This is a genomic window from Apibacter adventoris (genome assembly GCF_002964975.1).
In the GTDB taxonomy this organism is placed as follows: domain Bacteria; phylum Bacteroidota; class Bacteroidia; order Flavobacteriales; family Weeksellaceae; genus Apibacter; species Apibacter adventoris.
In genome coordinates, this window is sequence record NZ_PSZM01000040.1 from 169,001 (window position 1) to 190,850 (window position 21,850).

24 protein-coding genes and 1 tRNA gene are annotated in these 21,850 nt (G+C 27.0%); 17 read left to right on the forward strand and 8 right to left on the reverse strand.

Translation table 11 applies throughout. The features are described 5' to 3' along the window. Window positions 1–349: 349 nt before the first annotated feature. The 4 genes from C4S77_RS07590 (at window position 350) to gyrB (ending at window position 4,887) form a co-directional block, all read left to right on the forward strand. A complete protein-coding gene (locus tag C4S77_RS07590; RefSeq protein ID WP_105247033.1) occupies window positions 350–892 on the forward strand; it encodes a DUF1599 domain-containing protein in 543 nt (180 codons plus the stop codon). An 11-nt stretch (window positions 893–903) separates the two neighbouring features. Beyond that, the gene (locus C4S77_RS07595) at window positions 904–1,995 is read left to right on the forward strand and encodes a BT_3928 family protein (protein ID WP_105247034.1); all 1,092 of its coding nucleotides are present in this window, start codon (window positions 904–906) and stop codon (window positions 1,993–1,995) included. Window positions 1,996–2,010: 15 nt separating this feature from the next. Further along, on the forward strand, window positions 2,011–2,769 hold the full coding sequence (gene tpiA, locus C4S77_RS07600) for a triose-phosphate isomerase (protein WP_105194082.1): 759 nt from the start codon (window positions 2,011–2,013) through the stop codon (window positions 2,767–2,769). Between the two features lie 180 nt (window positions 2,770–2,949). Further along, a complete protein-coding gene (gene gyrB, locus C4S77_RS07605) occupies window positions 2,950–4,887 on the forward strand; it encodes a DNA topoisomerase (ATP-hydrolyzing) subunit B (RefSeq protein WP_105194083.1) in 1,938 nt (645 codons plus the stop codon). Between the two features lie 276 nt (window positions 4,888–5,163). Here gyrB and C4S77_RS07610 read toward each other — a convergent pair whose 3' ends face one another. Continuing rightward, a complete protein-coding gene (locus C4S77_RS07610; protein ID WP_105247035.1) occupies window positions 5,164–6,042 on the reverse strand; it encodes a hypothetical protein in 879 nt (292 codons plus the stop codon). Next, window positions 6,039–6,719 carry a TrmH family RNA methyltransferase gene (locus tag C4S77_RS07615; protein ID WP_105247036.1) on the reverse strand — a complete coding sequence of 227 codons (681 nt, stop codon included), beginning with the start codon at window positions 6,717–6,719 and terminating at the stop codon, window positions 6,039–6,041. Before C4S77_RS07615 ends, C4S77_RS07610 begins: the two co-directional genes overlap by 4 nt. 68 nt (window positions 6,720–6,787) lie before the next feature. Here C4S77_RS07615 and C4S77_RS07620 point away from each other — a divergent pair, with 68 nt between their 5' ends. The 6 genes from C4S77_RS07620 (at window position 6,788) to C4S77_RS07645 (ending at window position 14,157) form a co-directional block, all read left to right on the forward strand. Beyond that, on the forward strand, window positions 6,788–7,798 hold the full coding sequence (locus C4S77_RS07620) for an asparaginase (RefSeq protein ID WP_105247037.1): 1,011 nt from the start codon (window positions 6,788–6,790) through the stop codon (window positions 7,796–7,798). Between the two features lie 62 nt (window positions 7,799–7,860). Continuing rightward, window positions 7,861–7,946: transfer RNA gene (locus C4S77_RS07625), tRNA-Ser, on the forward strand. 218 nt (window positions 7,947–8,164) lie between these two features. Continuing rightward, a complete protein-coding gene (locus C4S77_RS07630) occupies window positions 8,165–9,370 on the forward strand; it encodes a site-specific integrase (RefSeq protein ID WP_105247038.1) in 1,206 nt (401 codons plus the stop codon). Between the two features lie 52 nt (window positions 9,371–9,422). Continuing rightward, window positions 9,423–11,867, forward strand: a complete 2,445-nt coding sequence (locus C4S77_RS07635; RefSeq protein WP_105247039.1) for a DEAD/DEAH box helicase family protein — start codon at window positions 9,423–9,425, stop codon at window positions 11,865–11,867. A gap of 258 nt (window positions 11,868–12,125) precedes the next feature. Beyond that, window positions 12,126–13,064, forward strand: coding sequence for an AAA family ATPase (locus C4S77_RS07640; protein WP_105247040.1), 939 nt, complete (start codon window positions 12,126–12,128; stop codon window positions 13,062–13,064). Continuing rightward, window positions 13,030–14,157: a DUF3871 family protein gene (locus C4S77_RS07645; protein ID WP_105247041.1), complete on the forward strand. Its 1,128-nt coding sequence runs from the start codon at window positions 13,030–13,032 to the stop codon at window positions 14,155–14,157. The genes C4S77_RS07640 and C4S77_RS07645 overlap by 35 nt, the downstream gene beginning before the upstream one ends. 46 nt (window positions 14,158–14,203) lie before the next feature. On the opposite strand, the gene C4S77_RS07650 is transcribed toward C4S77_RS07645, so the two are convergent. The 3 genes from C4S77_RS07650 to C4S77_RS07660 form a co-directional block, all read right to left on the reverse strand. Continuing rightward, on the reverse strand, window positions 14,204–14,467 hold the full coding sequence (locus C4S77_RS07650; protein ID WP_105247042.1) for a hypothetical protein: 264 nt from the start codon (window positions 14,465–14,467) through the stop codon (window positions 14,204–14,206). 102 nt (window positions 14,468–14,569) lie between these two features. Beyond that, on the reverse strand, window positions 14,570–15,064 hold the full coding sequence (locus C4S77_RS07655; protein WP_105247043.1) for a hypothetical protein: 495 nt from the start codon (window positions 15,062–15,064) through the stop codon (window positions 14,570–14,572). Continuing rightward, on the reverse strand, window positions 15,061–16,020 hold the full coding sequence (locus tag C4S77_RS07660; RefSeq protein WP_105247044.1) for a hypothetical protein: 960 nt from the start codon (window positions 16,018–16,020) through the stop codon (window positions 15,061–15,063). Before C4S77_RS07660 ends, C4S77_RS07655 begins: the two co-directional genes overlap by 4 nt. 247 nt (window positions 16,021–16,267) lie before the next feature. On the opposite strand from C4S77_RS07660, the gene C4S77_RS07665 reads away from it, so the two are divergent. Next, on the forward strand, window positions 16,268–16,684 hold the full coding sequence (locus tag C4S77_RS07665) for a hypothetical protein (protein WP_181042848.1): 417 nt from the start codon (window positions 16,268–16,270) through the stop codon (window positions 16,682–16,684). A gap of 78 nt (window positions 16,685–16,762) precedes the next feature. After that, window positions 16,763–17,203 carry a JAB domain-containing protein gene (locus C4S77_RS07670; RefSeq protein WP_105247045.1) on the forward strand — a complete coding sequence of 147 codons (441 nt, stop codon included), beginning with the start codon at window positions 16,763–16,765 and terminating at the stop codon, window positions 17,201–17,203. A 21-nt stretch (window positions 17,204–17,224) separates the two neighbouring features. Here the strand turns inward: C4S77_RS07670 and C4S77_RS13565 are convergent, their stop codons facing one another. The 3 genes from C4S77_RS13565 to C4S77_RS07685 form a co-directional block, all read right to left on the reverse strand. Further along, the gene (locus C4S77_RS13565) at window positions 17,225–17,377 is read right to left on the reverse strand and encodes a hypothetical protein (protein ID WP_181042849.1); all 153 of its coding nucleotides are present in this window, start codon (window positions 17,375–17,377) and stop codon (window positions 17,225–17,227) included. A gap of 139 nt (window positions 17,378–17,516) precedes the next feature. Then, the gene (locus C4S77_RS07680; RefSeq protein WP_105247047.1) at window positions 17,517–17,762 is read right to left on the reverse strand and encodes a hypothetical protein; all 246 of its coding nucleotides are present in this window, start codon (window positions 17,760–17,762) and stop codon (window positions 17,517–17,519) included. 342 nt (window positions 17,763–18,104) lie between these two features. Then, window positions 18,105–18,410, reverse strand: a complete 306-nt coding sequence (locus tag C4S77_RS07685; protein ID WP_260209620.1) for a helix-turn-helix domain-containing protein — start codon at window positions 18,408–18,410, stop codon at window positions 18,105–18,107. 9 nt (window positions 18,411–18,419) lie between these two features. Between C4S77_RS07685 and C4S77_RS07690 the strand changes: the two genes are divergently transcribed. The 5 genes from C4S77_RS07690 to C4S77_RS07710 all read left to right on the forward strand — a co-directional run bounded on the left by C4S77_RS07690 (window position 18,420) and on the right by C4S77_RS07710 (window position 21,610). After that, complete coding sequence (locus C4S77_RS07690) at window positions 18,420–18,950, forward strand: hypothetical protein (RefSeq protein WP_146106066.1); 531 nt, start codon at window positions 18,420–18,422, stop codon at window positions 18,948–18,950. A gap of 3 nt (window positions 18,951–18,953) precedes the next feature. Beyond that, complete coding sequence (locus tag C4S77_RS07695; protein ID WP_105247049.1) at window positions 18,954–19,460, forward strand: hypothetical protein; 507 nt, start codon at window positions 18,954–18,956, stop codon at window positions 19,458–19,460. Between the two features lie 90 nt (window positions 19,461–19,550). After that, window positions 19,551–19,865, forward strand: a complete 315-nt coding sequence (locus tag C4S77_RS07700) for a hypothetical protein (protein ID WP_105247050.1) — start codon at window positions 19,551–19,553, stop codon at window positions 19,863–19,865. A gap of 57 nt (window positions 19,866–19,922) precedes the next feature. Continuing rightward, window positions 19,923–20,105 carry a hypothetical protein gene (locus tag C4S77_RS07705; protein WP_105247051.1) on the forward strand — a complete coding sequence of 61 codons (183 nt, stop codon included), beginning with the start codon at window positions 19,923–19,925 and terminating at the stop codon, window positions 20,103–20,105. Window positions 20,106–20,779: 674 nt separating this feature from the next. Next, a complete protein-coding gene (locus C4S77_RS07710; protein WP_105247052.1) occupies window positions 20,780–21,610 on the forward strand; it encodes an aldo/keto reductase in 831 nt (276 codons plus the stop codon). Window positions 21,611–21,850: the final 240 nt, after the last annotated feature.

Consider the following 21,850-nt stretch of genomic DNA (forward strand, 5'->3'; position numbering starts at 1 on the left):
TTTTTTATTGATTTTTCGAATACTCCAGTTGGAAACAGTCGGAATTGAAATTTAAATGTAAACACTGTTGTATTTATAATTTTAATTACTTATATATAAGAATTAAATTATTCTTTATGCAAAAAAATAATTTATATGTTGTCTATTTTTATTTTTTTTAAATATTAGGGATATATTTTTAAAAAACATTTGAAATATTTATTTACAAATTAATAGAAATTTATAATGCTTATACTTTCTTCATTTGCAATATGTTTAACTAATATAATATATTACATTTTCAGATAAAATTTTTAATAAGAAAATATATTAATTAAATAATAGTATTTTTGCTAAGAATTATAAAAATATGAAAGATACTTCTCAACAATTTGATAATGTTATTTCTAGCTGTAAAAAATTATTTAAGAATAAAATGTTAGATTATGGCTCGGCATGGAGAATTTTAAGACTTCCATCTTTAACTGACCAGATATATATCAAAGCTAGTAGGATAAGAACTTTACAAGAAAAAGGAGAACAAAAAGTACCTGAAAATGTTGATGGAGAGTTTATTGCCATAATTAATTATTCTGTTATGTCATTAATTCAAATGGAAAAAGGTGTAGCAGAACAACCGGATTTAAATACTGAAGAAGCAATCAAACTATACGAAAAAAAAGTAAATGAGGCTAAAGATTTAATGCAAAAAAAGAATCATGATTATGGAGAAGTTTGGCGAGATATGAGGGTTAGTTCAATTACAGATTTAATTCTTCAAAAATTGTTACGAATAAAACAAATTGAAGATAATGAAGGTAAAACTCTAGTTTCAGAAGGTTTAGATGCTAATTATTATGACATTGTGAATTATGCAGTTTTTGCATTAATTTTATTAAACTATAATTCCTAAAAAGAAGTTATATGAAATACGTTACAAATTTTTTTAGAGTTATTGTTGGGATCATTTTTATAATTTCTGGAATCGTAAAAACAATAGACCCCATAGGTTTTTCATATAAACTGGAAGAGTATTTTGGAGAAGGAGTTTTTAATATTTCTTTTTTAGAAAATTTGGCTTTGCCATTATCTATATTTTTTGTAATCGCTGAAGTTATGTTAGGAGTGTTATTACTTCTGGGAATATGTAAAAAATTTACTGTATATGCACTTTTATCACTTATTATATTTTTTTCATTTTTAACATTTTATTCAGCATATTTTAATAAAGTTACTGATTGTGGATGTTTTGGTGATGCATTGAAACTTAAACCTTGGTTTTCTTTTTATAAAGATATAATATTATTGTTATTTATAATAATATTGGTTTTAGGTTTAAAATATATAAAACCCGTATTTCCATCAAAAATAAGAATTACATTAGTTATAATATCTTTTGTTTTTTGTTGTTGGATAGCATATATGGGAATAGCACATTTACCTCTTATCGATTTTAGACCCTATGCCATAGGTAAAGATTTAAAAAAAGAAATGAATGATGGTATTCCACCAGAAATTTCTATAATTTATACTATGGAAAATAGTAAGGATAAAAAACAAAAAAAAGTTTCTTCAGAAGAATACATGAATAGTGGCATTTGGGAAGATACTTTATGGCATATAATAAAAACGGATCAAAAAATAATTAAAGAAGCAGTATTGCCTTCAGTTCATGATTTTTACATAGAATGTGACGGTTTTGATAGAGCAAAAGAAGTAGTAAATTCAGACAAGTTTTTAGTATTTACAATTCCCTATGCTCATAAATTAAGCATTATAGAAAAAGCAAAGTTGAGAAAAATCACTAATGAGCTCATGCAAAAAAATATTAATTTTGTAGTGGCTACTAATGATCCGAAGATTATGATTCCTATTAAATCATGTATAACAGATCCTACTACTTTAAAAACAATTAATAGAAGTGTAATAGGATTAATGATTTTAAAAAAAGGAATAGTAGTAGCTAAATATCATGTAAATGATCTACCTACTATAAAACAAATTGAAAAATTATAGATAAATAGTATAATTATGAGAAAAAAAATCGTAGCAGGTAACTGGAAAATGAATAAAACTCTACCAGAAGCACAATTATTATTATCAGAAATAGACAAATATTTACAAGCAAATTCACCAAAATGTGAAGTGATAGCTGGGATTCCTTTTGTTTATTTAGAAAACGCTAAGGCTCAACATAAAAATTTTAAAATATTTTCTGAAGATATCTCTGAACATAAATCAGGAGCCTATACAGGAGAAGTGTCTGCAGAGATGCTAACTTCTCTTCATGTTGATGGATCCATTATAGGACATTCCGAAAGAAGACAGTATCATAAAGAAACCGATGAACAAATAGGAGCTAAAGTTAAAATAGCATTAGAGAATGGATTAACACCTATGTTTTGTAATGGAGAAGTATTGGAAGAAAGAAAAGCAGGAAAACATTTTGAAGTTGTAAAAAGACAAACAGAAGTGGCCTTATTTAATCTTTCAGCAGAAGAAATTAGTAAAGTAGTTATTGCCTATGAGCCGGTTTGGGCTATAGGAACAGGAGAAACAGCTACTCCAGAACAGGCACAGGAAATACATGCTTATATCAGAAGTTTAATAGCAGATAAATATGGGAAAGAAGTAGCCGATTCTGTATCAATATTATATGGTGGAAGTGTGAAACCTTCGAATGCTAAAGAAATTTTTTCTAAACCCGATGTAGATGGAGGATTAATAGGAGGAGCATCACTTAATATAGAAGATTTTAGTGCATTAATAAAAACATACTCTGAAATTTAATTCAAACCTGTATAAAACAAAAAAATCGGATATCATTATCCGGTTTTTTTTGTTTACATAATATAGAAAATGTAAAAAATAAAGAAACATTTTGCATTTAGTTCATAGGGAAATACAATAAAATATTGTATTTTTGTAGTTAACTGTTTCAGTTAAATAAAGAATTGATATTATAATAATATGAGTGAAAAAAAATATACAGCTGATAGTATTCAAGCATTAGAAGGAATTGAACACGTTAGAATGCGTCCATCAATGTACATTGGAGATGTAGGACTTAGAGGGCTACACCATTTAGTATATGAAGTTGTTGATAATTCCATTGATGAAGCATTAGCTGGTTATTGTGATCGAATCGACGTAATTATTGAAAAAGATAATTCTATTACCGTAAAAGATAATGGACGGGGAATACCTGTAGATATAAATACCAAAACCGGACTTTCGGCATTAGAACTGGTAATGACTAAAATAGGTGCGGGTGGTAAGTTTGATAAAGATTCTTATAAGGTTTCTGGAGGATTACATGGAGTAGGGGTTTCCTGTGTAAATGCATTATCTACGGAATTAATAGCTATTGTAAACAGAGACGGGAAACAATATAAACAAGTGTATTCTAAAGGAGTAGCATTAGCTCCTGTTGAAGTTGTAGGAACTTCCGATCATACAGGAACATTTGTAACATTTACACCGGATGCTACGATTTTTAATGATACAGAATATAATTATGATACTTTAGCAGCAAGATTAAGAGAACTTTCTTTTTTAAATAAAGGAATAACTATAAACCTTTCAGATCTGCGTGAAATAGATGAAGATGGAAATCCCAAATCAGATACTTTTTATTCAGAAAGAGGACTAGAAGAATTTGTAGAATTTATAGATGGCAATAGGGAACCTTTAATGGAAGAAATTATACATATGGAAGGTGAAGTGGATAATGTTCCTGTAGAAGTGGCTATGAGGTATAATACTTCTTATACTGAAAATATACATTCATATGTGAATAATATTAATACCCATGAGGGAGGAACCCATCTTACGGGTTTCAGAAGAGCTTTAACCCGAACTTTAAAGAAGTATGCAGATGAGAATATAAATTTAGCAAAAGAAAAAGTTGAAATTACAGGTGATGATTTTAGGGAAGGATTAACAGCAGTTGTTTCAGTAAAAGTTATGGAACCTCAGTTTGAGGGACAGACTAAAACTAAACTAGGAAATTCAGAAGTTAGTTCAGCTGTAGATAAAATTGTTTCGGAGATGTTAACTAATTATTTAGAGGAACATCCTAATGAGGCTAAACAAATTGTACAAAAAGTATTATTAGCAGCCAAAGCAAGACAAGCTGCCAAAAAGGCTCGAGAACTAGTTCAGAGAAAATCTCCCATGGGAGGAAGCGGACTTCCTGGTAAATTAGCTGATTGTTCCTCTCGTAATGCTGAAGAAAGTGAATTATTTTTAGTCGAAGGAGATTCAGCTGGAGGAACAGCTAAACAAGGGCGTGATCGTATGTTTCAAGCTATTTTACCACTAAGGGGTAAAATTTTAAATGTAGAGAAAGCCATGAGCTATAAAGTTTTTGAAAGTGAAGAAATAAAAAACATATATACAGCATTAGGAGTTTCCGTTGGCACTGAAGAAGATTCAAAGGAATTAAATCTATCAAAACTAAGATATCATAAAGTAGTTATTATGACGGATGCAGATGTAGACGGTTCCCATATTACAACTCTAATATTAACATTCTTTTTCCGTTACATGAAAGAAATGATTGAAAGAGGATATATTTATATAGCTACCCCTCCTTTATATTTATTAAAGAAAGGAAATAAAGAATATTATGCGTGGGATGATAAACATAGAGAAGAAATAGCAACGCAACTAGCTAATGCTCAAGGAAAAGGATTTACAGTACAAAGATATAAAGGGTTAGGAGAAATGAATGCAGAACAGCTATGGGATACAACTATGAATCCGGAACGAAGAACTTTACGTCAGGTTACAATAAATAATGCATCAGAAGCAGATCGTATATTTTCTATGTTGATGGGAGACGATGTACCACCTCGTAGAGAATTTATAGAAAAAAATGCCGCTTATGCTAATATAGATGCATAAAGAAAATATAGAATTCAAAATAATAAAAAAACTCTCTTTATATAAGAGAGTTTTTTATTATAATATTTATAGCATTTAAAAAATTGAAAATATTACTTCTATAATTTCTTTAACATAATTTGTAATAAATATAAACTAATTCCATTTATTTCACATAGAGGAGTATTAAAAAAATTATTGATCTTATATTTTGAAGTTTTTATCCTTAACTGAGATAAATAATATTATATATAAAAAATTTACTACTATTATAATATTTTCACATATAAAACATATTTATTTATCAAATAATTTTTTTTGATATTCATCATGAACGTTTTTATTATCTTCGTTAATATTATCAACTTCCTCATTAATATTCATGTCTTTGGAAAAATTATTTCCTTCTATATCATTAATTGAATCAGAAGTATTATTATTTAATTCATCCAATGCTTTAATTTTACTTTGAAAATCAGATATTACTAATTGTTGCGCCTGTATTTCTTCATCCAAAGATTTATTTCGTTCGGTAAGGTTTTGTATATCAGATTTATTAATTTCTATATTATTTTTTATTTTAGATAATTTGGTAATTTCTTTATCAGATAAATCTTCAGAATTAGAAACTTCTATCCTTTGACTATCTTTTCTTATAGCGCCTTCTAAAAATTTAATATTATCTAAATTTCTTATTTTTTGCTTATTTAAAGAAAGACTATATGTTTTTGCATTATTTAAATCATCTGAGTAACAGGATTTAAGGATATTGAGACGGAATTTTTCTAAAGCTATCACCGCAGGTTTCAATTCCTCTTTGGAACTTTCGGCTGTTAAAAAGTCTCCCTGTATATTTTGAAAAGAAGTAAATATAGTCATAGTATTGTCCTCATTGTAACTGTAGGCAAAGTTTCCATTCCATTCCTCTCCTGAAGATGAAAATTTAATATTTGTACCTTTAACTTTATTAACAATGCCTCCTTTGATTTTACCATTTTGTTTCTTAATGAATGTTTTCCAGTTATTAACCAATACCTCTTTATTACAGATAGGATTAGAAAACCCAAAAGCATCCATAGTTTTATCATTTTCAGTATAAGTCATTTCTTGAATATTTTGAGCATGTAGAAATAAAACATATAAAAAACTTATACTAGCAATCAATCTTTTTTTCATATTTTCACATTTTTTAAATAATGCTTAGCAATTTCTTCTCCGGAACTTACAGAATTTATTGCCCATTTTATTTTTAAATTCAATTTTTCTTGTTGGGTGAGTTTCCAGTTTAAGTTACTTTTTTCCAATTTGTTTCTCATCTCATAGAAACAGATCCCTGCAGCAACAGAAACATTAAGACTTTCAGTAAATCCTAACATGGGTATTTGAATACATACATCAGAAAAATCTAAAAAATCTTTACTGATACCCCTAAATTCTGTACCAAATATGACTGCTGTAGGTTGATTAGGAATATAATTTTGAATATTTATAGCTGTTTTTTCAGGAGAAATCGTTGCAATTAAATACCCTTTATCCTTAATTTTCTTTAATGAATCAATATTTGATTGCATAAAATGAATGTCTATCCATTTATCAGCACCTCTGGAAACAGAACTCTCAGGTATAAAAGAATTTCGGTTCTCCAAAGCATATAAGGTTTGAAATCCAAAAGCTTCCATACTTCTGACTATAGCACCTGCATTTCTAAATTGATAAATATCTTCCAATACTGGAACTATAAAATTACTTCTTTCATTTACTAGATTCTCAATCTTTTGTAATTTTTCAGGAGTAATAAAATCCTTAAGATATTCATATAGTTTTAAATTATTTTGAAAATCTTTTTGAATCATGTCTCAAAAATAAGAATTTTAGATGTTAATATTTTCATAAATTGCAAAGTTAAAATCTAAAAATTAATATGAAAAAACAGGTTTTAATTATTTATACCGGAGGTACCATAGGAATGGTAAAAAAATATGGAACCGGAGTATTACAACCTTTTGATTTTAACCACATTTTAGATCATATTCCCGAAATTAAATGGATGGAAGTTTCAATAGATTTTATAGAATTTGAAACACCCATGGATTCTTCTGATATTACTCCCAAAGAATGGGTGAGGTTAGCAAATATTATAATAGAGAAATATATGAAATATGATGGTTTTGTAGTTCTACATGGAACAGATACTATGTCGTATACTTCTTCAGCACTAAGCTTTATGTTACAAGGATTACAAAAACCTATAATTTTTACAGGATCTCAATTACCTATCGGAGAGTTAAGAACAGATTCAAAAGAAAATCTTATAACTTCTATTTACTATGCAAGTTTATATTTAGAAAATGTTCCGGCAATTCGTGAGGTATGTTTATATTTTGAACATAAACTTTACAGGGCAAATCGAACCACTAAATTTTCAGCAGAACATTTTGATGCATTTATATCACCAAATTACCCTATGTTAGGAGAATCAGGAGTAAATTTAGGAATATTTCCTGATAATCTATTAAAATCTAAGACAGAACTTCAGGTTAATTTAAATATAGAAGATAAAGTAGATATTTTCACATTTTTTCCCGGCAAAAGAAAAGAATATTTAGACGCTATGATAGCCAATCCCAGTATTAAAGGAATTGTGTTAAGAACTTTTGGATCAGGAAATATACCTTCAGATATACATACTCTTCAATCAATAGCAAAAGCTAAAGAATTTGGAAAAGAATTAGTAATTATAACACAATGTATCAGAGGTAGTGTAAATTTAGGTAAATATCAAAACAGTTTGATTTTTAGTGAATTAGAGGTAATAAACGGATATGATATCACAGTTGAAGCAGCAATTACAAAACTCATGTGCATATTAGGAAAAAATAATTATACTTCTCAACAAATCAAATATGAATTTGAAAAAAGTTGGGCTGGATAAATTTCTGTATAGCAAAATTATTTTTAAATAATAAAAAAATATGTACATTTGCAAACCATTACAGAGAGGTGCTCGAGTGGTTGAAGAGGCTACCCTGGAAAGGTAGTATACGGTAACCGTATCGAGGGTTCGAATCCCTTCCTCTCTGCTAAAGACTTATAAATATTTATTTATAAGTCTTTTTTGAGTTTATATACTTCTGTTTTTTAACAAATTACCTACATTCAATTACTCTTCATATTTAAAATATAAATTATTTAAAAATTTCAATATTATTCTTTTCAAGGAATATAAAAAGGTTGCAACTTTTTTTCTCAGGTTGCATATTATATTATTAAAAATCAAATATTTACAAATTGTTGAAAAATGGAAATTAATAAACTTAATATATTATTTGTAATCGCAAAAAGTAGGATAAATAAAATGGGTAATGCTCCATTATTTTGTCGGTTAACTTACCAGGAGAAAAGGAAACAATTTTCAACTGGTTTATTTATAAATCCCAAATATTGGCAAAATACAAAACAACAAGCACACCCTCCTAGTGAACATAATAAGTTTATAAATTCACAATTAAGTCTGATTAAAAATAATATTAATCAGGCTTTTTTATTTCTACAACTTCAAAGTGAGAATTTTACAGTAGAACACATATATAAACAATATGCAGGAGAAACTCAAAACGAAGATAAATCTCTGATGGATATTTTCAATTATCATAATAATCGAATGAAAAGTCTTGTGGGTATTGAAGCTTCAATTAATAGTTGGGAAAGGTATCATAACACTCATAATCATATCAAGGATTTTATTTGGCATAAATTTAAGAAAAAGGATTATTCATTGAGGGAGCTAAATCTAAATTTCATTATGGATTTTGAATATTACTTACAAACAGAAAAAGGATTTATGGCTACTACTATTTTTAAAAGTATTCAACGGTTCAGGAGGGTTATTAGAGTCGCTGTAGCAATGGATTATTTGCTTAAAGACCCTTTTTTACTATATAGAGCTAAAAATCCTAAAAAGCAGATTATTTACCTTACACTTGAAGAATTATCCAAATTAGAAAATTATACTTTCTCACAAGCCAGATTACAGCAGGTAGCCGATATGTTTATATTCTGTTGCTATACAGGATTAGCATACCAGGAAATGAATAATTTAACTCAAAATAATATAATAGAGCATGATAATGTTTTATGGATTGATATGTATAGGCAGAAAACACAAAAACAATTCCTTGCTCCTTTACTTCCAAAAGCTGTTCATATAATAAAAAAATATCAAAATGAACAAAAATTATTACCCATAATTAGTAATCAGAAGTTTAACTCTTATTTAAAAGAAATTGCAGATATAGTAGGAATTAATAAAAACCTTACTCATCATATTGCCAGAAAAACTTTTGCTACTACTGTATTACTTTATAACGATGTTCCTATGGAAATTGTAAGTGAACTTCTAGGACATTCAAAAATTACTATTACCCAAGAACATTATGCAAAAGTAGTCCAGAAGAAAGTAAGTGAGCATATTCAAAAATTGAGTAAAAAACTATCTCAAAAGTAATTTATATGACTGTGTTATACTAAATTTACAACACCGTTTATTATTCCAAGATATGCAAATAAAAGAAGTAACTCCATTCACAGATTTACCTATAAATTTTAAAGAACTCAATCATTCTGATTTTGAGAATTATGTGTTTGAAAATGAGGATAAAACTATCATAGAGCCTGATAAACAAGGGTATATTTCTGATAAATTAAATGAAGTTATCGAATTATATAAAAAAGATACTACTATTATTAATGCTAGTGTAGGACAAGGTAAAACAACAGCAATTATTAAATGTATCGAAAAGTACTATAAATCTGATAAAAATTATACAATCATTGTAGCTACTCCTTCTAAATCTCTTGTAAATAAATATATCAAGGATATTGAAGAAGTAAGTAATATTCAAAATATTTGTTTTGATTATCAGTGTCTTGAAGCTTTAGGGATTACAGATAAGAATTTTAAAAACTATTACACCAAACAAATTCAAGTTATAAGTATTCATAGCCTTCTTGGAAATCCAGGTAAAATAGCTGTTAAACAATCAAATATTAAACGGAAATATTATGAAGGATTAATCGAATTTTGTAAAAAGAATAATAGGCGGGTTGTTGTCATTTTTGATGAGATTCATGAAGCCATAGATTGCTTCCAAGAGAAATTCATTTTTAACTTATATAAATGGAGAGAAGTAATCCATAAAATTATTATTTCTAGTGCAACTTATAATGAAGCATCTAAAGTTGTTGTAAAATATTTAGCAGAACTTACTAATAAGAAAATCAAGATTGTAGAAAGTACGAGATGTCAAAATGTAAGTAAATTAAGTGATTTACATATTTGTTTTTATGATCAATTCCATATTGATGTGAAAAATGGTTTTCTAATAGATTTGATTGAAAAACAGATTCCTGTTAGTAGTAAAATACATATTTTATCTTATTCTAAAAAAATATCTAAACAGATATTTAATAGCAAAATAGGAACAATATTAAATAACGCTTATGGAGAGATTAATTTATGTGTAAGTGGTGGAAATCAATACGTAGAAGATAAATGTAATATTGGAACCACTTTTAGAACAGGAGTTAATATTGATGATGAAAACTGTTCTTTTTTTATAATAATGCCTCCGAAACTATCATATATGACTCCAAAAGGAGGTATGCAGATGGGACTTTTTTCTGAGGGTATTATTTCGTTAATTCAGGCATTAGCTAGACCAAGGAAAAAATCAAACATATTTGTAATAACTCCTTCTCCTGATAAATTAATACTTATTCCCAATAAGCCTGTTGATTATATAGCAAAAACAAGCTTAAATTATCTTCCTTTTGATTTAGAGAATTATCAATTAAAATATTATGACATAAATGAGCAAAATAGATTATTAAAAGATTTTTATAAATCTGAGAAGGAAAATATATCCGAAGAAATAGCACATGTAAATGAAAAGGAGTTAGAAATAGTTCCTAAGTTTCCAGATTATGATATTTATAAATTAGAAAAAGGAGAGGATTACTTTAAACAATATTATGATATTTTTGGTAAAAATTTATCTAATTATTTTTATTGGGCAGCTTGGAATAATCAATTTGTTAATTGTAAATTAAAAAATATTATTATTGTATCAACTATTAAATTTGAAGAAGGTAGTATTCAAGAGCAATTATCAAAATATTATTCTAAAACTTTTTTTAATGGTAGAGCATCATATTTTACTTTCTATTCTGATAAAGATTGTTACATTAAATTTAGATTATCTTTGTTTTCAAATAGAATAAAATATAAGCATTTAAAAAAAGAAAAATATAAAATAATAGCTCCTTATAGAAACACTAATTTTGAAAAACAAATTATTACATTTATTCAAAGAATAAAACGGGAGTTTAATTTTAATATATTAAAATTAATTTATCCTCCTGATGGTAATCGAATGAATGCTAGAAATGGGAAATTTATATCATGGAAAAAACCTTTTGACTTAGCAATTGAACTCAATACATATTTAAGGATATGTATGGCTTATTCTATTGAGCTAATGATGCCGTTTGATAAATTATCAAATCAAGAAGAACATTTAATTCGTAATTATCAATCATTATATAAATTTAAAGATATACTTTTAAACGATTACTCTATAACTAATAAAAAAGGAGAACTATTATTACCTAAAGATTCAAAAATTGATTTTAAGAAAAATGATTCCATAGAATTAAAATCTATTTTTAATACTCTTAAAGAAAATGATTCTGTCTTAAAATCTTTTAGTTTTTTACAAAAAAATGCAGATGAAAAAGCAATTTATAGTTTTATTAAAAAATTATTTTTTGAAATAAAAGACACAACATTTGAAGAATCAAAATATTCAAGAATTATATCTCAAATTGAATTACCAGAGAAATCACATTACATAAATCTTATATATTCTATGGAACATCCATGGATTCTACAACCAGGATACGACGTAGATATATATTCTGGAAAAAGTATTGAAGAATCTTAAAAAGATAATTTACTATATATAACTCTACAGTAAATTTCGGATTTTTTAACCAATCTTAAATAAGGTTGGTTTTTCTTTTTTATAAAAACCAGGAGAAAAAATATATAGTAAACAGATTCCTACAATGTTTCAAAATATATTCATTCAGAGTATATAAAAATCTAATAGATTGATTGATGAATTTATTCATTTCTAACATTTAACATTCTTCATTTTAAAACTTAACCCTTAAATACTAAATATTTAACTATTACAATTATGCAATTAAAACAAAGCGAAAGAAAACAAGTAAAGCTCCGATTAGGATTATCAGGAGCTTCTGGATTTGGAAAAACCAAATCAGCCCTATTATTAGCCTATGGAATGACTGGAGACTGGAGTAAAATAGCTGTGATTGATACAGAAAATTCCTCTGCTTCTCTTTATTCAGATTTAGGAAATTATAATGTACTGGATTTATCCGTTCCTTATTCCCCTGAAAGATATATTCAGGCTATTGAATTATGTGAAAAATCAGGTATTTCTGTTATCATTATAGATTCTATCACTCATGAATGGTCTGGTACTGGTGGATGTCTGGAAATTCACGAGAAATTAGGTGGTAGATTTCAGGATTGGAGTTTGGTTACTCCCAGACATCAGGCATTTATCAATAAAATTCTTCAATCTTCTTGTCATATTATTACTACAGCCAGAAGAAAGGTAGATTATTCTTTAGATGTAGCTTCTAATGGAAAAACTAAAGTAGTCAAACATGGAACTAAGGAAATTACCAGAGAAGGATTTGAGTATGAGCTTACAGTTAATTTTGAGCTTATCAATGATAAACATTTGGTTAAGGCTAGTAAGGACAGAACAGGTTTATTTATGAATCAACCTGAATTTATCATCACTCCTGAAATAGGAAAACGAATTTTAAGTTGGTGTAATGAAGGGACTTCCTTAAAACCAGGAGATAAAGTAACTCATGTGCAAAAATCTGAACAACATGAAGAGGTTACCATAAATTCAGTCAGGGATAAAATACAACTCATTAATTCCATTTCTGAATTAGTGGGTTTATATATACAATATCCTGAATACCAACAAGTATTACATAACGAATATGAAAACCGTAAACATTTCTTAATTCAATTAACCAATCCTCAAAACATTTCAACCAATGGAAAATATACTCATACCTCAGGAAATTCCTGATAAGGAGAATCAACTGGTATTACGGAGAATAAATACAAATGGAATTCAAACAGTAATACAAAATCCTGCTAATCTTCCTGAATTTTCTTCAAACTTTATACAAGAATATACTTCTTCTCCTGGTTTATTTAAACAATCAGAATCTACAACAAAACCAGAAAATAAATCCTACAGGCATAAACCTTTTATAGAAGCGAATACTACAGAAATAAACTTATCTCATTTAAAACAAGAGTGTATTATTCCTGTATTTTCTAAGGATAATGAAAGGACTATTGCTCATCAAGAGTTTATAGAAATCACCCAGGATTGCATAGGTAAGATATTTCCTCATCATAGTTTAGATATTCCAGAAATTCGGGTATCTCACCAGATTAAGGGAAGAATACCCGAAGCTATCCATAAAAATGCTAAGGATTTATTAGACCATGAAAAGACTATTTATTATGAGAGGATGGCTTTTATTATCAGAATGCCAAGTATTACCGAAGATATACAAGGAAATCCCTTAGAATTAACCATTGGAGGAGTAAGAGCCTACAATCAAGAAAACCTGTATAACAAAAAAACTATGGAAAAGTTTAAGTTTTTTATTGGTTTTCAGAATCTGGTATGTTGCAACTTATGTGTAAATTCAGATGGATATGTAGAAGATATGCGAGTATCTTCCTATCAGGAATTACAGAATAGTATTCTACAAGTATTACAAAAATATGAAGCAGAAAGACATATATTCCAAATGAAACAACTCCCTGAATATAGTTTGACAGAACAGCAATTTGCTCAATTATTAGGAAAAACAAGATTATATCAGCATTTACCCAAAAAGGAAAAAGAGAACTTACAAATTCCTGAATTGATTTTTAATGATAGTCAGTTTTCTACTATTGCAAAAGATTATTATATGGATGAGAGTTTTTGCAGGGATTCAACAGGAAATATTAATTTATGGAAAGTGTATAATTTATTTACCCAAGCCAATAAATCCAGTTATATTGATACGTTTCTGGAAAGAAATGTAAATGCACTGAATTTTACTGAAAGTATTCAAAATACAATGGTGGATAAGTCCTATCATTGGTTTTTGAGTTAGTTAGATAGCCCTATAAAAATATAGGGCTATTTTATAATTTAAGTTTTTAGAGTATATTTTCTTTTAATACTATTTTTTTGATCTCATAATTATAATCATCATCTATACCATGTTCAATTATTTTATTTTCAATAATTTCGTTTATCCATTTATCATTAGTTAGATATTCTTTTAAAACTTTTATTAACAGAATACCATCATTAATTTCATAGTTTCCAATAGTTTCAGCATTCTCAGTCGAAAAGAGAATTTTATTTTCAGTATCGAAAATAATGGATTCCCATAAATATTTTAATTCTTCCTGTGTCATTGTATATGTATTAAATATGTTTATCAAATTCTAGTGGGATAAATTTTACATTTAATTAATTTTTAATTTAGTATGTTGATTCATAGTGATATGAAGTATTTTCTATTTATCTTCTTTTTGTAATATCAATATTTTACTTAGAATAATCAGACATCGCCATATAGTTAATACAATAATTACTAATCCAAAAGCATTATAAAAAAAGAAAAATTTTCTGTAATCTAAACCAAAAAACAGTTTTATAAAAAATCCTATTGTAGCAATAAATACTATAGATTTTATACAATTTTTTAAGTGCTTTACTGTTTCATAATAAAAATCCGTAGAAAAAAAATTATTAAATGTAGAATTTACTTCTGTGGTAGGTTTGTTATTAGATGTATCTTTAAATGTAATAAGAACTGTAAGTATAGTAAGTATAAAGCCTGCCATTGTTAAGGATATATTTGTCAGGTCTCCTGTTAAATCATATGAATCTTGTGTAGTTGGAAGATTAAATAAATTATTCTTATATAAAATAAATAACAAAACAGTTATTAATATAGCAATCAAGTAATCTAATAAAACAGGTTTTCTAAAATAAAAGTCAAGTATCATAACGACTCTATAAAGGTATCTAAATCATTTTTAACCAAATCATACCACTTTTTAGATGAAGTTATTTTTTTTACATCTATTTCTAAAATAATTTCTTTTTTTCCACTTAGCAAATTAAATAATTCTTCGTTCCCTTCTTTATCTTCATATTTAAACATAAAGGATTTAAATGCGTCTACATCTAGTCTATTTCCTTTAATTTTATTAAGCAAATCTAAAACCATATTATTAGCATTAACATTTAATGCTTTACTTTGTATACTTCCTCCTGGAGATTGAAAATATGCTTCTATTCTTAAAAACTTTGGATTTAAAATATTACTTAAATTTCGCATTCCAGAAAAATATTTATTATGTACATCATTTGTAAGTTTATTTAAATCATTAGGAGCAATTTTAATATCAATATTAAGTACGTTTTTTAATTTACTTAATGTTTCATCAATAGGAGCTTCTAAAAAAGCAGTCACTTCTGTAGCTTTACTTTCTTTTAGAACTTTATGTGCAACATTTCTAAAATAATATTCTATATCTGAAATTCTTGGTCCATGATGGTTGTATTCACAACATATTATTACTGTATTCTTATTATAGTCAATAAAAAAATGGGTTTCTTCTGCTATACTACCTTTTGTTGCCTCAGTAATGGGAATTAACTTGAATCCTTCTCTTGGTTTTATTAATGGAACTTTTCCACTTCTTAATAATGCCATTGAACACCTAATTCGCCTTTCTTTAGGTAAGATAACAGCACGGTTCATAAATATTTCTCTTCTGTTATTTTGTCTTGCTTCATACTTATCAATCAAGTGTCCTTGATGCTCTTTGAGTAATTTATTTGAAATATAAGTTATTATATTAAGAACAATATCCTTACTACTCAAATTTATTCCTTTTAAAGGGGTAAATTTTAAAGAAAATAACTGATACCTAATTTCTGTCAGATTATCATCCATATAGCTTTATCTAAAATTTTCTAAGTAAATATATAAATTTTTTCCTAAAATTTTTATCTAAGAATAGTGAATGTCTAATATACCCTAATTAAATACCCCCACCAGTATTAAAGGGAAAACCTCCCCCACCACTTATATAGGAAACAAAACAATTTCCAGACAGTATAAAAATTCAAGATGAAAGCTGAATCTTTTTCCTCTGGATTTTTGTTTCCTGGTGGTCTTACTAACTCAAAAACATAAATCAATGGTAAAAATTATCAACTACAAAGAAAGAAAAAGGCAAGACGGAACTTCCTTTTTTGTATTAGAAATCTCTGGTGGAATAGAAATGCTATTAAGCCAAAAAACAGGAAACTATTATGCAACCGCTAAAAAAGCGTATTTATCCTGCACTTTTGATGAACTGGTTTGTCAATCCTTACTTGGTTCTGAAATACCAGGAAGAATAGAAAAACAGGAATGTGAACCTTATGAATATACAGTAAAAGATACGGGAGAAGTTTTACTCCTTACTCACCGATATACTTATGTTCCTGGTACTAATAATCCACCAGAACCACAAACACAATCTACTATTCACAAGGAAAATCCTTCTCCCTACATTCAAAAGGAATTAGCAGAGAATCATACATTTTCCCTGAATGAAGAATTAACCGTTTAATTTTTAGTACGTCCATTTTTTGTATTCTTAGTTATATAAGTTCTGCAAAAAGTGGACGTACTTTTTATTTGTTTTAATATGAAAGTATCAGAAATCAAAGTCTACTATACCAATAAAAACCAGGAGAAAATAAAAATAGAAAATAGTCATCAATTATATGATTTAGCCATATCCATTTGGAATATGAAAACTATTGAATTGCAGGAAGAGGTAAAAGTATTGTATTTGAATAGAAACAATCTTGTATTAGGATATTATAGTTTAGCTAAAGGTGGGATTTCTGCTTGTTGTGTAGATATAAGGCTTATACTTAGTACCGCTTTAAAAGCGAATGCTTCTGCTATTGTAGTCATACATAATCATCATCCTAGTTCTAATCCAAATCCTTCTAAAAGTGATTGGAATTTAACAGAGAAGATACAAAATGCCTGTAAATTACTGGATTTAGTATTTGTAGACCATTTGGTACTAACCAAAGAAACTTATTTTAGTTTTGCTGATAAGGAGTTCTTCTTATAAAATTAAAAGCAAGATTTAAGATTATTTAAAAAACTGTTTAGTATGCAGAATATCCAAAATATAAATATTTTCATTTTCAATAATAAAATGAATTCCATAAGGAAAAGTAGGAGTAAAAGCAATACGAATATTTCTGTATCTGATTTGGTGATGTAAAGGATTATCTTTAAGCAAATCAATACACTCAATTAATTCATTAATAAAAACGGGTTTTCAGAGATTCAGAAATAGCCTGATAATACTCGGAAGATTTATGAATATTAGTTTGAGCTTGTGCTGATAAGTGAATTACATAGAGTATCTTCATAAGTTATTACAGGCTTTTTTTGAATTGATCCCATGAAGTATAGTTTATTTCTCCTTTCTCATGTTTATCTAACCTTTCATCCATCAAAGTTTTATATTCATCTGAAAGCTCAAACTCATTTGCTTTTTGTTTAAGTATATCTTCCAGATAATTCTTTAACTTTCTACCTTCTTTTTCAGCCTGAATTTGAAGTAAAGCTAACGTCTGATTATCTAAAGAAACTTCTTTTCGTATTTTATGCTGTTGTAACATAACTGTAATATTTACAGTAAATATACGTAAATTATCGGAAGAGTAAAAAATTGTAAAAAATCCAAAATTTACTGTTGAGTTATATAAGAAGAAATGTAAAATTTAGATTTTTATGCACGTTTTTTCTAGGGATTATATATAAGATTATAGAAAAAGTGTGCATTATTTTATAAATCTGTATGATGTTAAAAATATAATATTCTTCTTTTCCTGGTTTATTGAAGATTATAAAAACCAGGAGATAAAGTATTTATAGTGAAAGTGTGAAGTATTTAATTCTCCTCCTTAAAAGGTTAATATCAGAATTTTATAAAACTTAACAGATAGTATTAATAGCGTTTTTTAGTTCAGTTCTTCTACATTCAATAATTCTTTTACAGGAATTTCCAAAGCAACAGCAATTCTATAAAGAGTAAAAATGGTAGGATTAGTTCTTCCTGATTCTATTCTGGAAATATTGGTAGTATCAATTTCTCCTTCTATTTTTCCTACTAAATCTACTTGGGTTAATCCCTTAGATTCCCTTATTTCCTTAATTTTCTTACCTACAGTTTTAAGTAATTCAGATTTTTTCATTCTTGACATATTTGACAAGTCAAGTAAATCTTTATCTTTGTAAATATTAATGCCATTTATGGCAATATTCAAAATTTTATTATGATGAAAAATATATTTATAATCTTATTCTCTCTAATAGTATTATTCTCCAATGCACAAAACCTTACGTTAGACGAATTAATGACATTGCGTAAAAGTAATATAACAGAAGTAAAACATTATTTAACTAATAAGAATTGGGAGTTTAGTAGATATAAACAAGGAGGAAATAAAATACCAAATATGTACGAATTTAATTATCAAAACTATATATCCACAGTATTATATATGGAACATCCAAAAGGAAATACAAATTTATCTCGGATAATAGTATTAACAACAAGTGATAAAAAAGCACAAGAATATGCAGAAAGAGTATTATCATTTAATCCAAAACATTTACAAGGAAAATATGATGAATTGGCAATTGCTACCAATGTATATCAAGGTGCTACAACAACATTTATATTCGAATCATACCAAACACCAGGAAGTAAATCACATTATTATCTGATTACAATATTAAATAATCAAGATTATAATAAAAATTATCGAATTAATGCTCTCGTTTTTTATAAATTAAATACTTAAACAATGAAACATTTACTAACATTTCTATTAACACTATCAACATTAACAATAATTAATGCTCAAAATTCATATATCAATTCATTCATTTCCAATAATGATTTGATGGAAATACTTAGTTATGATTTTTATAAAGCGAAAACTTTTTTAGAAAATAGAAATTGGGATTACCTTGATAAAAAAGGTAATGTATATAGGTATTACAATTTATCAGATAGAAATGCATCAATTTACCATGAAATTAATAAAGATAAAAATTTAAATACTGTTACATATATGAGTGATACCGATATAAGTACAGAAGGGAGTAGAAATCGTCTTCGTATAGAAACAGATTTAGGTAATTACAAATATATTGGAAGTACGACTACACAACAAACAGTAAATTTAATTACTTATCAAAATAATAGATATACAATTGTATATAAAGAACTCGAAGATAATAATGGTCATATAATAACTTATTCAAGAAAAATATTATTTAACGAAAATTATAATGCAAATATGAAATAATGAAATATTAGAAAAAGTAGAATCAAATTTATATTCAACCACTCTATACTTATATGAGAGTGGTTTTTTTATATCCAAAAATCAAAAAATTTGAAAACAAATATACCTTTTCAGTTAGGAATGGAATATGAGAACTGGGAATTTGATTTAGAGCCAATGCAAGATAGGATAATGGGATATGATAGTTATATTTATAGTAAGAAAATAATGATTTTTAATACAGAACCCCTTAATATAGAACTAGTATTCCATTGGGATATTTTGGTTGCTGTAATTTTAGAATTTGAAGAAACTGACATAATAAAATTGGATAAAATATTGTTGTCTGATTATATTCAGGTTAATAATTACTTCTATAAATCAGAAGCTAACATAAATTCTAGGATTTATAAATCACTATTGTAATAAATTAAATTTCTTATAAGACATATAATCATTTTATCCTGGTTTTTTGAATATATAATGAATATTATATATGAAAATTACGAATTTGATTTGGTTGAGTTTCGACCCTCTCAAATTTTAGAAAATGGACTGAGATATGAAATATATGAATATATCGGTAAATTGAAATTACCAGGAAAAAGAATAGTATTATACTTTAATGCAGATATTTTGATGAGAGTTGAGATGATTGATTTATAAAAAAGGGATATTTATAGGAATATATAAAGTAATAAGGTAACATGAAATGTTGAAGAGGCTACCCTGGAAAGGTAGTATACGGGTAACCGTATCGAGGGTTCGAATCCCTTCCTCTCTGCTAAAGACTTATAAATATTTATTTATAAGTCTTTTTTGTGTTTATATACTTTCTATTTTAATGATTTGTGTTAAATTTCTCTTTATATTTTAGATAAAAATAATTTTAATTTCATTCTTTTAAAATAATAAAAAGTCGAAAATCTTTTTTAAATATTGAAATTAATTAATTGAAAATAAGTTGCTTATTAACTATAAAAATTATATTTAGTAACTCTTTAAAAGTCAATTTTACAAAATATTTTTGTTTTATAAATATTCTATAATTGATAAATTGTGCTTAATAGAAAAAAGCTAAACCAATGGCTTCTAGCAATGTAAAGTTTTTGTATTTTATACATTCTAGGATATTGAAACAATTTTACTACATTCATTGCTTTTTATAACTAGAGATTAGGTACATTCTAAAGAATTTAGTAAAAAATTTTAATCAATGGGCAAGCATAATAGTTAAAGAATTATATAATGAAAAGATACTGATCATTTACACTTTTAAAATATTTAAAATAATATTTTAAATTTTATATCATTTTAAAATTATATGATTAAATTTATATATGAAACAAAAAACAGTAACTTTTCGTAATGGTCAACAGGTATCAGCTTTAGGGCAGGGTACATGGCACATGGGTAAAAATTCTTTAAAAAAAATAGAAGAAATAACCGCATTACAAACCGGTATAGATTTAGGATTAAAAGTATTGGACACTGCAGAAATGTATAATAATGAAGAGCTAGTCGGTGAGGCAATAAAAGGATTAAGGGATAAAGTATTTCTAATTAGTAAAGTCTTACCTAGCAATGCTAGCCTACAAGGAACAATACAGGCTTGTGAAAGAAGCTTAAAAAAGTTAAAAACCGATTATTTAGATTTATACTTACTACATTGGCAAGGAAGTTATCCCTTTAATGAAACTGTATCAGCTATGATAAAACTTCAACAAGAAGGTAAAATAAAACAGTGGGGAGTTAGTAATATGGATGTTTCCGAAATGGAAGAGTTTTTTGCTCTGCCTCAAGGAAATACATGTGCGGCAGATCAGGTAGCATATAATCTACAAACCAGAGGAATAGAATTTGATTTATTACCTTGGGCTAATAATAAAAATATGCCTGTTATTGCTTATTCGCCTATTGGTGAAGGAAATTTGGTGGAAAATAAACTTATAAAAGAAATAGCTCAAAAACACCAGGCAACTTCCGTACAAATAGCTTTAGCTTGGACAATCAGAAATGAGGGTCTAATAGCTATACCCAAAGCAGGTTCTGTTGCTCATGTTAAAGAAAACTATGAAAGCTTATCTATTAAACTCACTTTGCAAGATTTAGAATTACTGGATAAACTATTTCCACCTCCTGATAAAAAAATCCCTTTAGCTTTATGGTAAAGAAATAAATATTTTTTTACTAATAAAAATAAAGAAAAAAATAAATATAAATTAAGAAATAAACAATTAAAAAATATATAGAATTGAAATAGCCATTGAGGTAGTGATAGATAATAGATATAGATGAGCAAGAAGGATTGTTTTTTTCGGTATGAAAATAAAAATATTAAATATTGACATTTATCTTTTCTATTTATACAGTATAATAAAATGATTGGGATTAACAATTTTTATTCAATG

What these genes read in the sequence shown, in the direction of transcription:
- C4S77_RS07590 (WP_105247033.1), top strand. Translation starts at nt 350, where the DNA reads ATGAAAGATACTTCTCAACAATTTGATAATGTTATTTCTAGCTGTAAA.
- C4S77_RS07595 (WP_105247034.1), top strand. Translation starts at nt 904, where the DNA reads ATGAAATACGTTACAAATTTTTTTAGAGTTATTGTTGGGATCATTTTT.
- tpiA (WP_105194082.1), top strand. Translation starts at nt 2,011, where the DNA reads ATGAGAAAAAAAATCGTAGCAGGTAACTGGAAAATGAATAAAACTCTA.
- gyrB (WP_105194083.1), top strand. Translation starts at nt 2,950, where the DNA reads ATGAGTGAAAAAAAATATACAGCTGATAGTATTCAAGCATTAGAAGGA.
- C4S77_RS07610 (WP_105247035.1), bottom strand. Translation starts at nt 6,042, where the DNA reads ATGAAAAAAAGATTGATTGCTAGTATAAGTTTTTTATATGTTTTATTT.
- C4S77_RS07615 (WP_105247036.1), bottom strand. Translation starts at nt 6,719, where the DNA reads ATGATTCAAAAAGATTTTCAAAATAATTTAAAACTATATGAATATCTT.
- C4S77_RS07620 (WP_105247037.1), top strand. Translation starts at nt 6,788, where the DNA reads ATGAAAAAACAGGTTTTAATTATTTATACCGGAGGTACCATAGGAATG.
- C4S77_RS07630 (WP_105247038.1), top strand. Translation starts at nt 8,165, where the DNA reads ATGGAAATTAATAAACTTAATATATTATTTGTAATCGCAAAAAGTAGG.
- C4S77_RS07635 (WP_105247039.1), top strand. Translation starts at nt 9,423, where the DNA reads ATGCAAATAAAAGAAGTAACTCCATTCACAGATTTACCTATAAATTTT.
- C4S77_RS07640 (WP_105247040.1), top strand. Translation starts at nt 12,126, where the DNA reads ATGCAATTAAAACAAAGCGAAAGAAAACAAGTAAAGCTCCGATTAGGA.
- C4S77_RS07645 (WP_105247041.1), top strand. Translation starts at nt 13,030, where the DNA reads ATGGAAAATATACTCATACCTCAGGAAATTCCTGATAAGGAGAATCAA.
- C4S77_RS07650 (WP_105247042.1), bottom strand. Translation starts at nt 14,467, where the DNA reads ATGACACAGGAAGAATTAAAATATTTATGGGAATCCATTATTTTCGAT.
- C4S77_RS07655 (WP_105247043.1), bottom strand. Translation starts at nt 15,064, where the DNA reads ATGATACTTGACTTTTATTTTAGAAAACCTGTTTTATTAGATTACTTG.
- C4S77_RS07660 (WP_105247044.1), bottom strand. Translation starts at nt 16,020, where the DNA reads ATGGATGATAATCTGACAGAAATTAGGTATCAGTTATTTTCTTTAAAA.
- C4S77_RS07665 (WP_181042848.1), top strand. Translation starts at nt 16,268, where the DNA reads ATGGTAAAAATTATCAACTACAAAGAAAGAAAAAGGCAAGACGGAACT.
- C4S77_RS07670 (WP_105247045.1), top strand. Translation starts at nt 16,763, where the DNA reads ATGAAAGTATCAGAAATCAAAGTCTACTATACCAATAAAAACCAGGAG.
- C4S77_RS07680 (WP_105247047.1), bottom strand. Translation starts at nt 17,762, where the DNA reads ATGTTACAACAGCATAAAATACGAAAAGAAGTTTCTTTAGATAATCAG.
- C4S77_RS07690 (WP_146106066.1), top strand. Translation starts at nt 18,420, where the DNA reads ATGATGAAAAATATATTTATAATCTTATTCTCTCTAATAGTATTATTC.
- C4S77_RS07695 (WP_105247049.1), top strand. Translation starts at nt 18,954, where the DNA reads ATGAAACATTTACTAACATTTCTATTAACACTATCAACATTAACAATA.
- C4S77_RS07705 (WP_105247051.1), top strand. Translation starts at nt 19,923, where the DNA reads ATGAATATTATATATGAAAATTACGAATTTGATTTGGTTGAGTTTCGA.
- C4S77_RS07710 (WP_105247052.1), top strand. Translation starts at nt 20,780, where the DNA reads ATGAAACAAAAAACAGTAACTTTTCGTAATGGTCAACAGGTATCAGCT.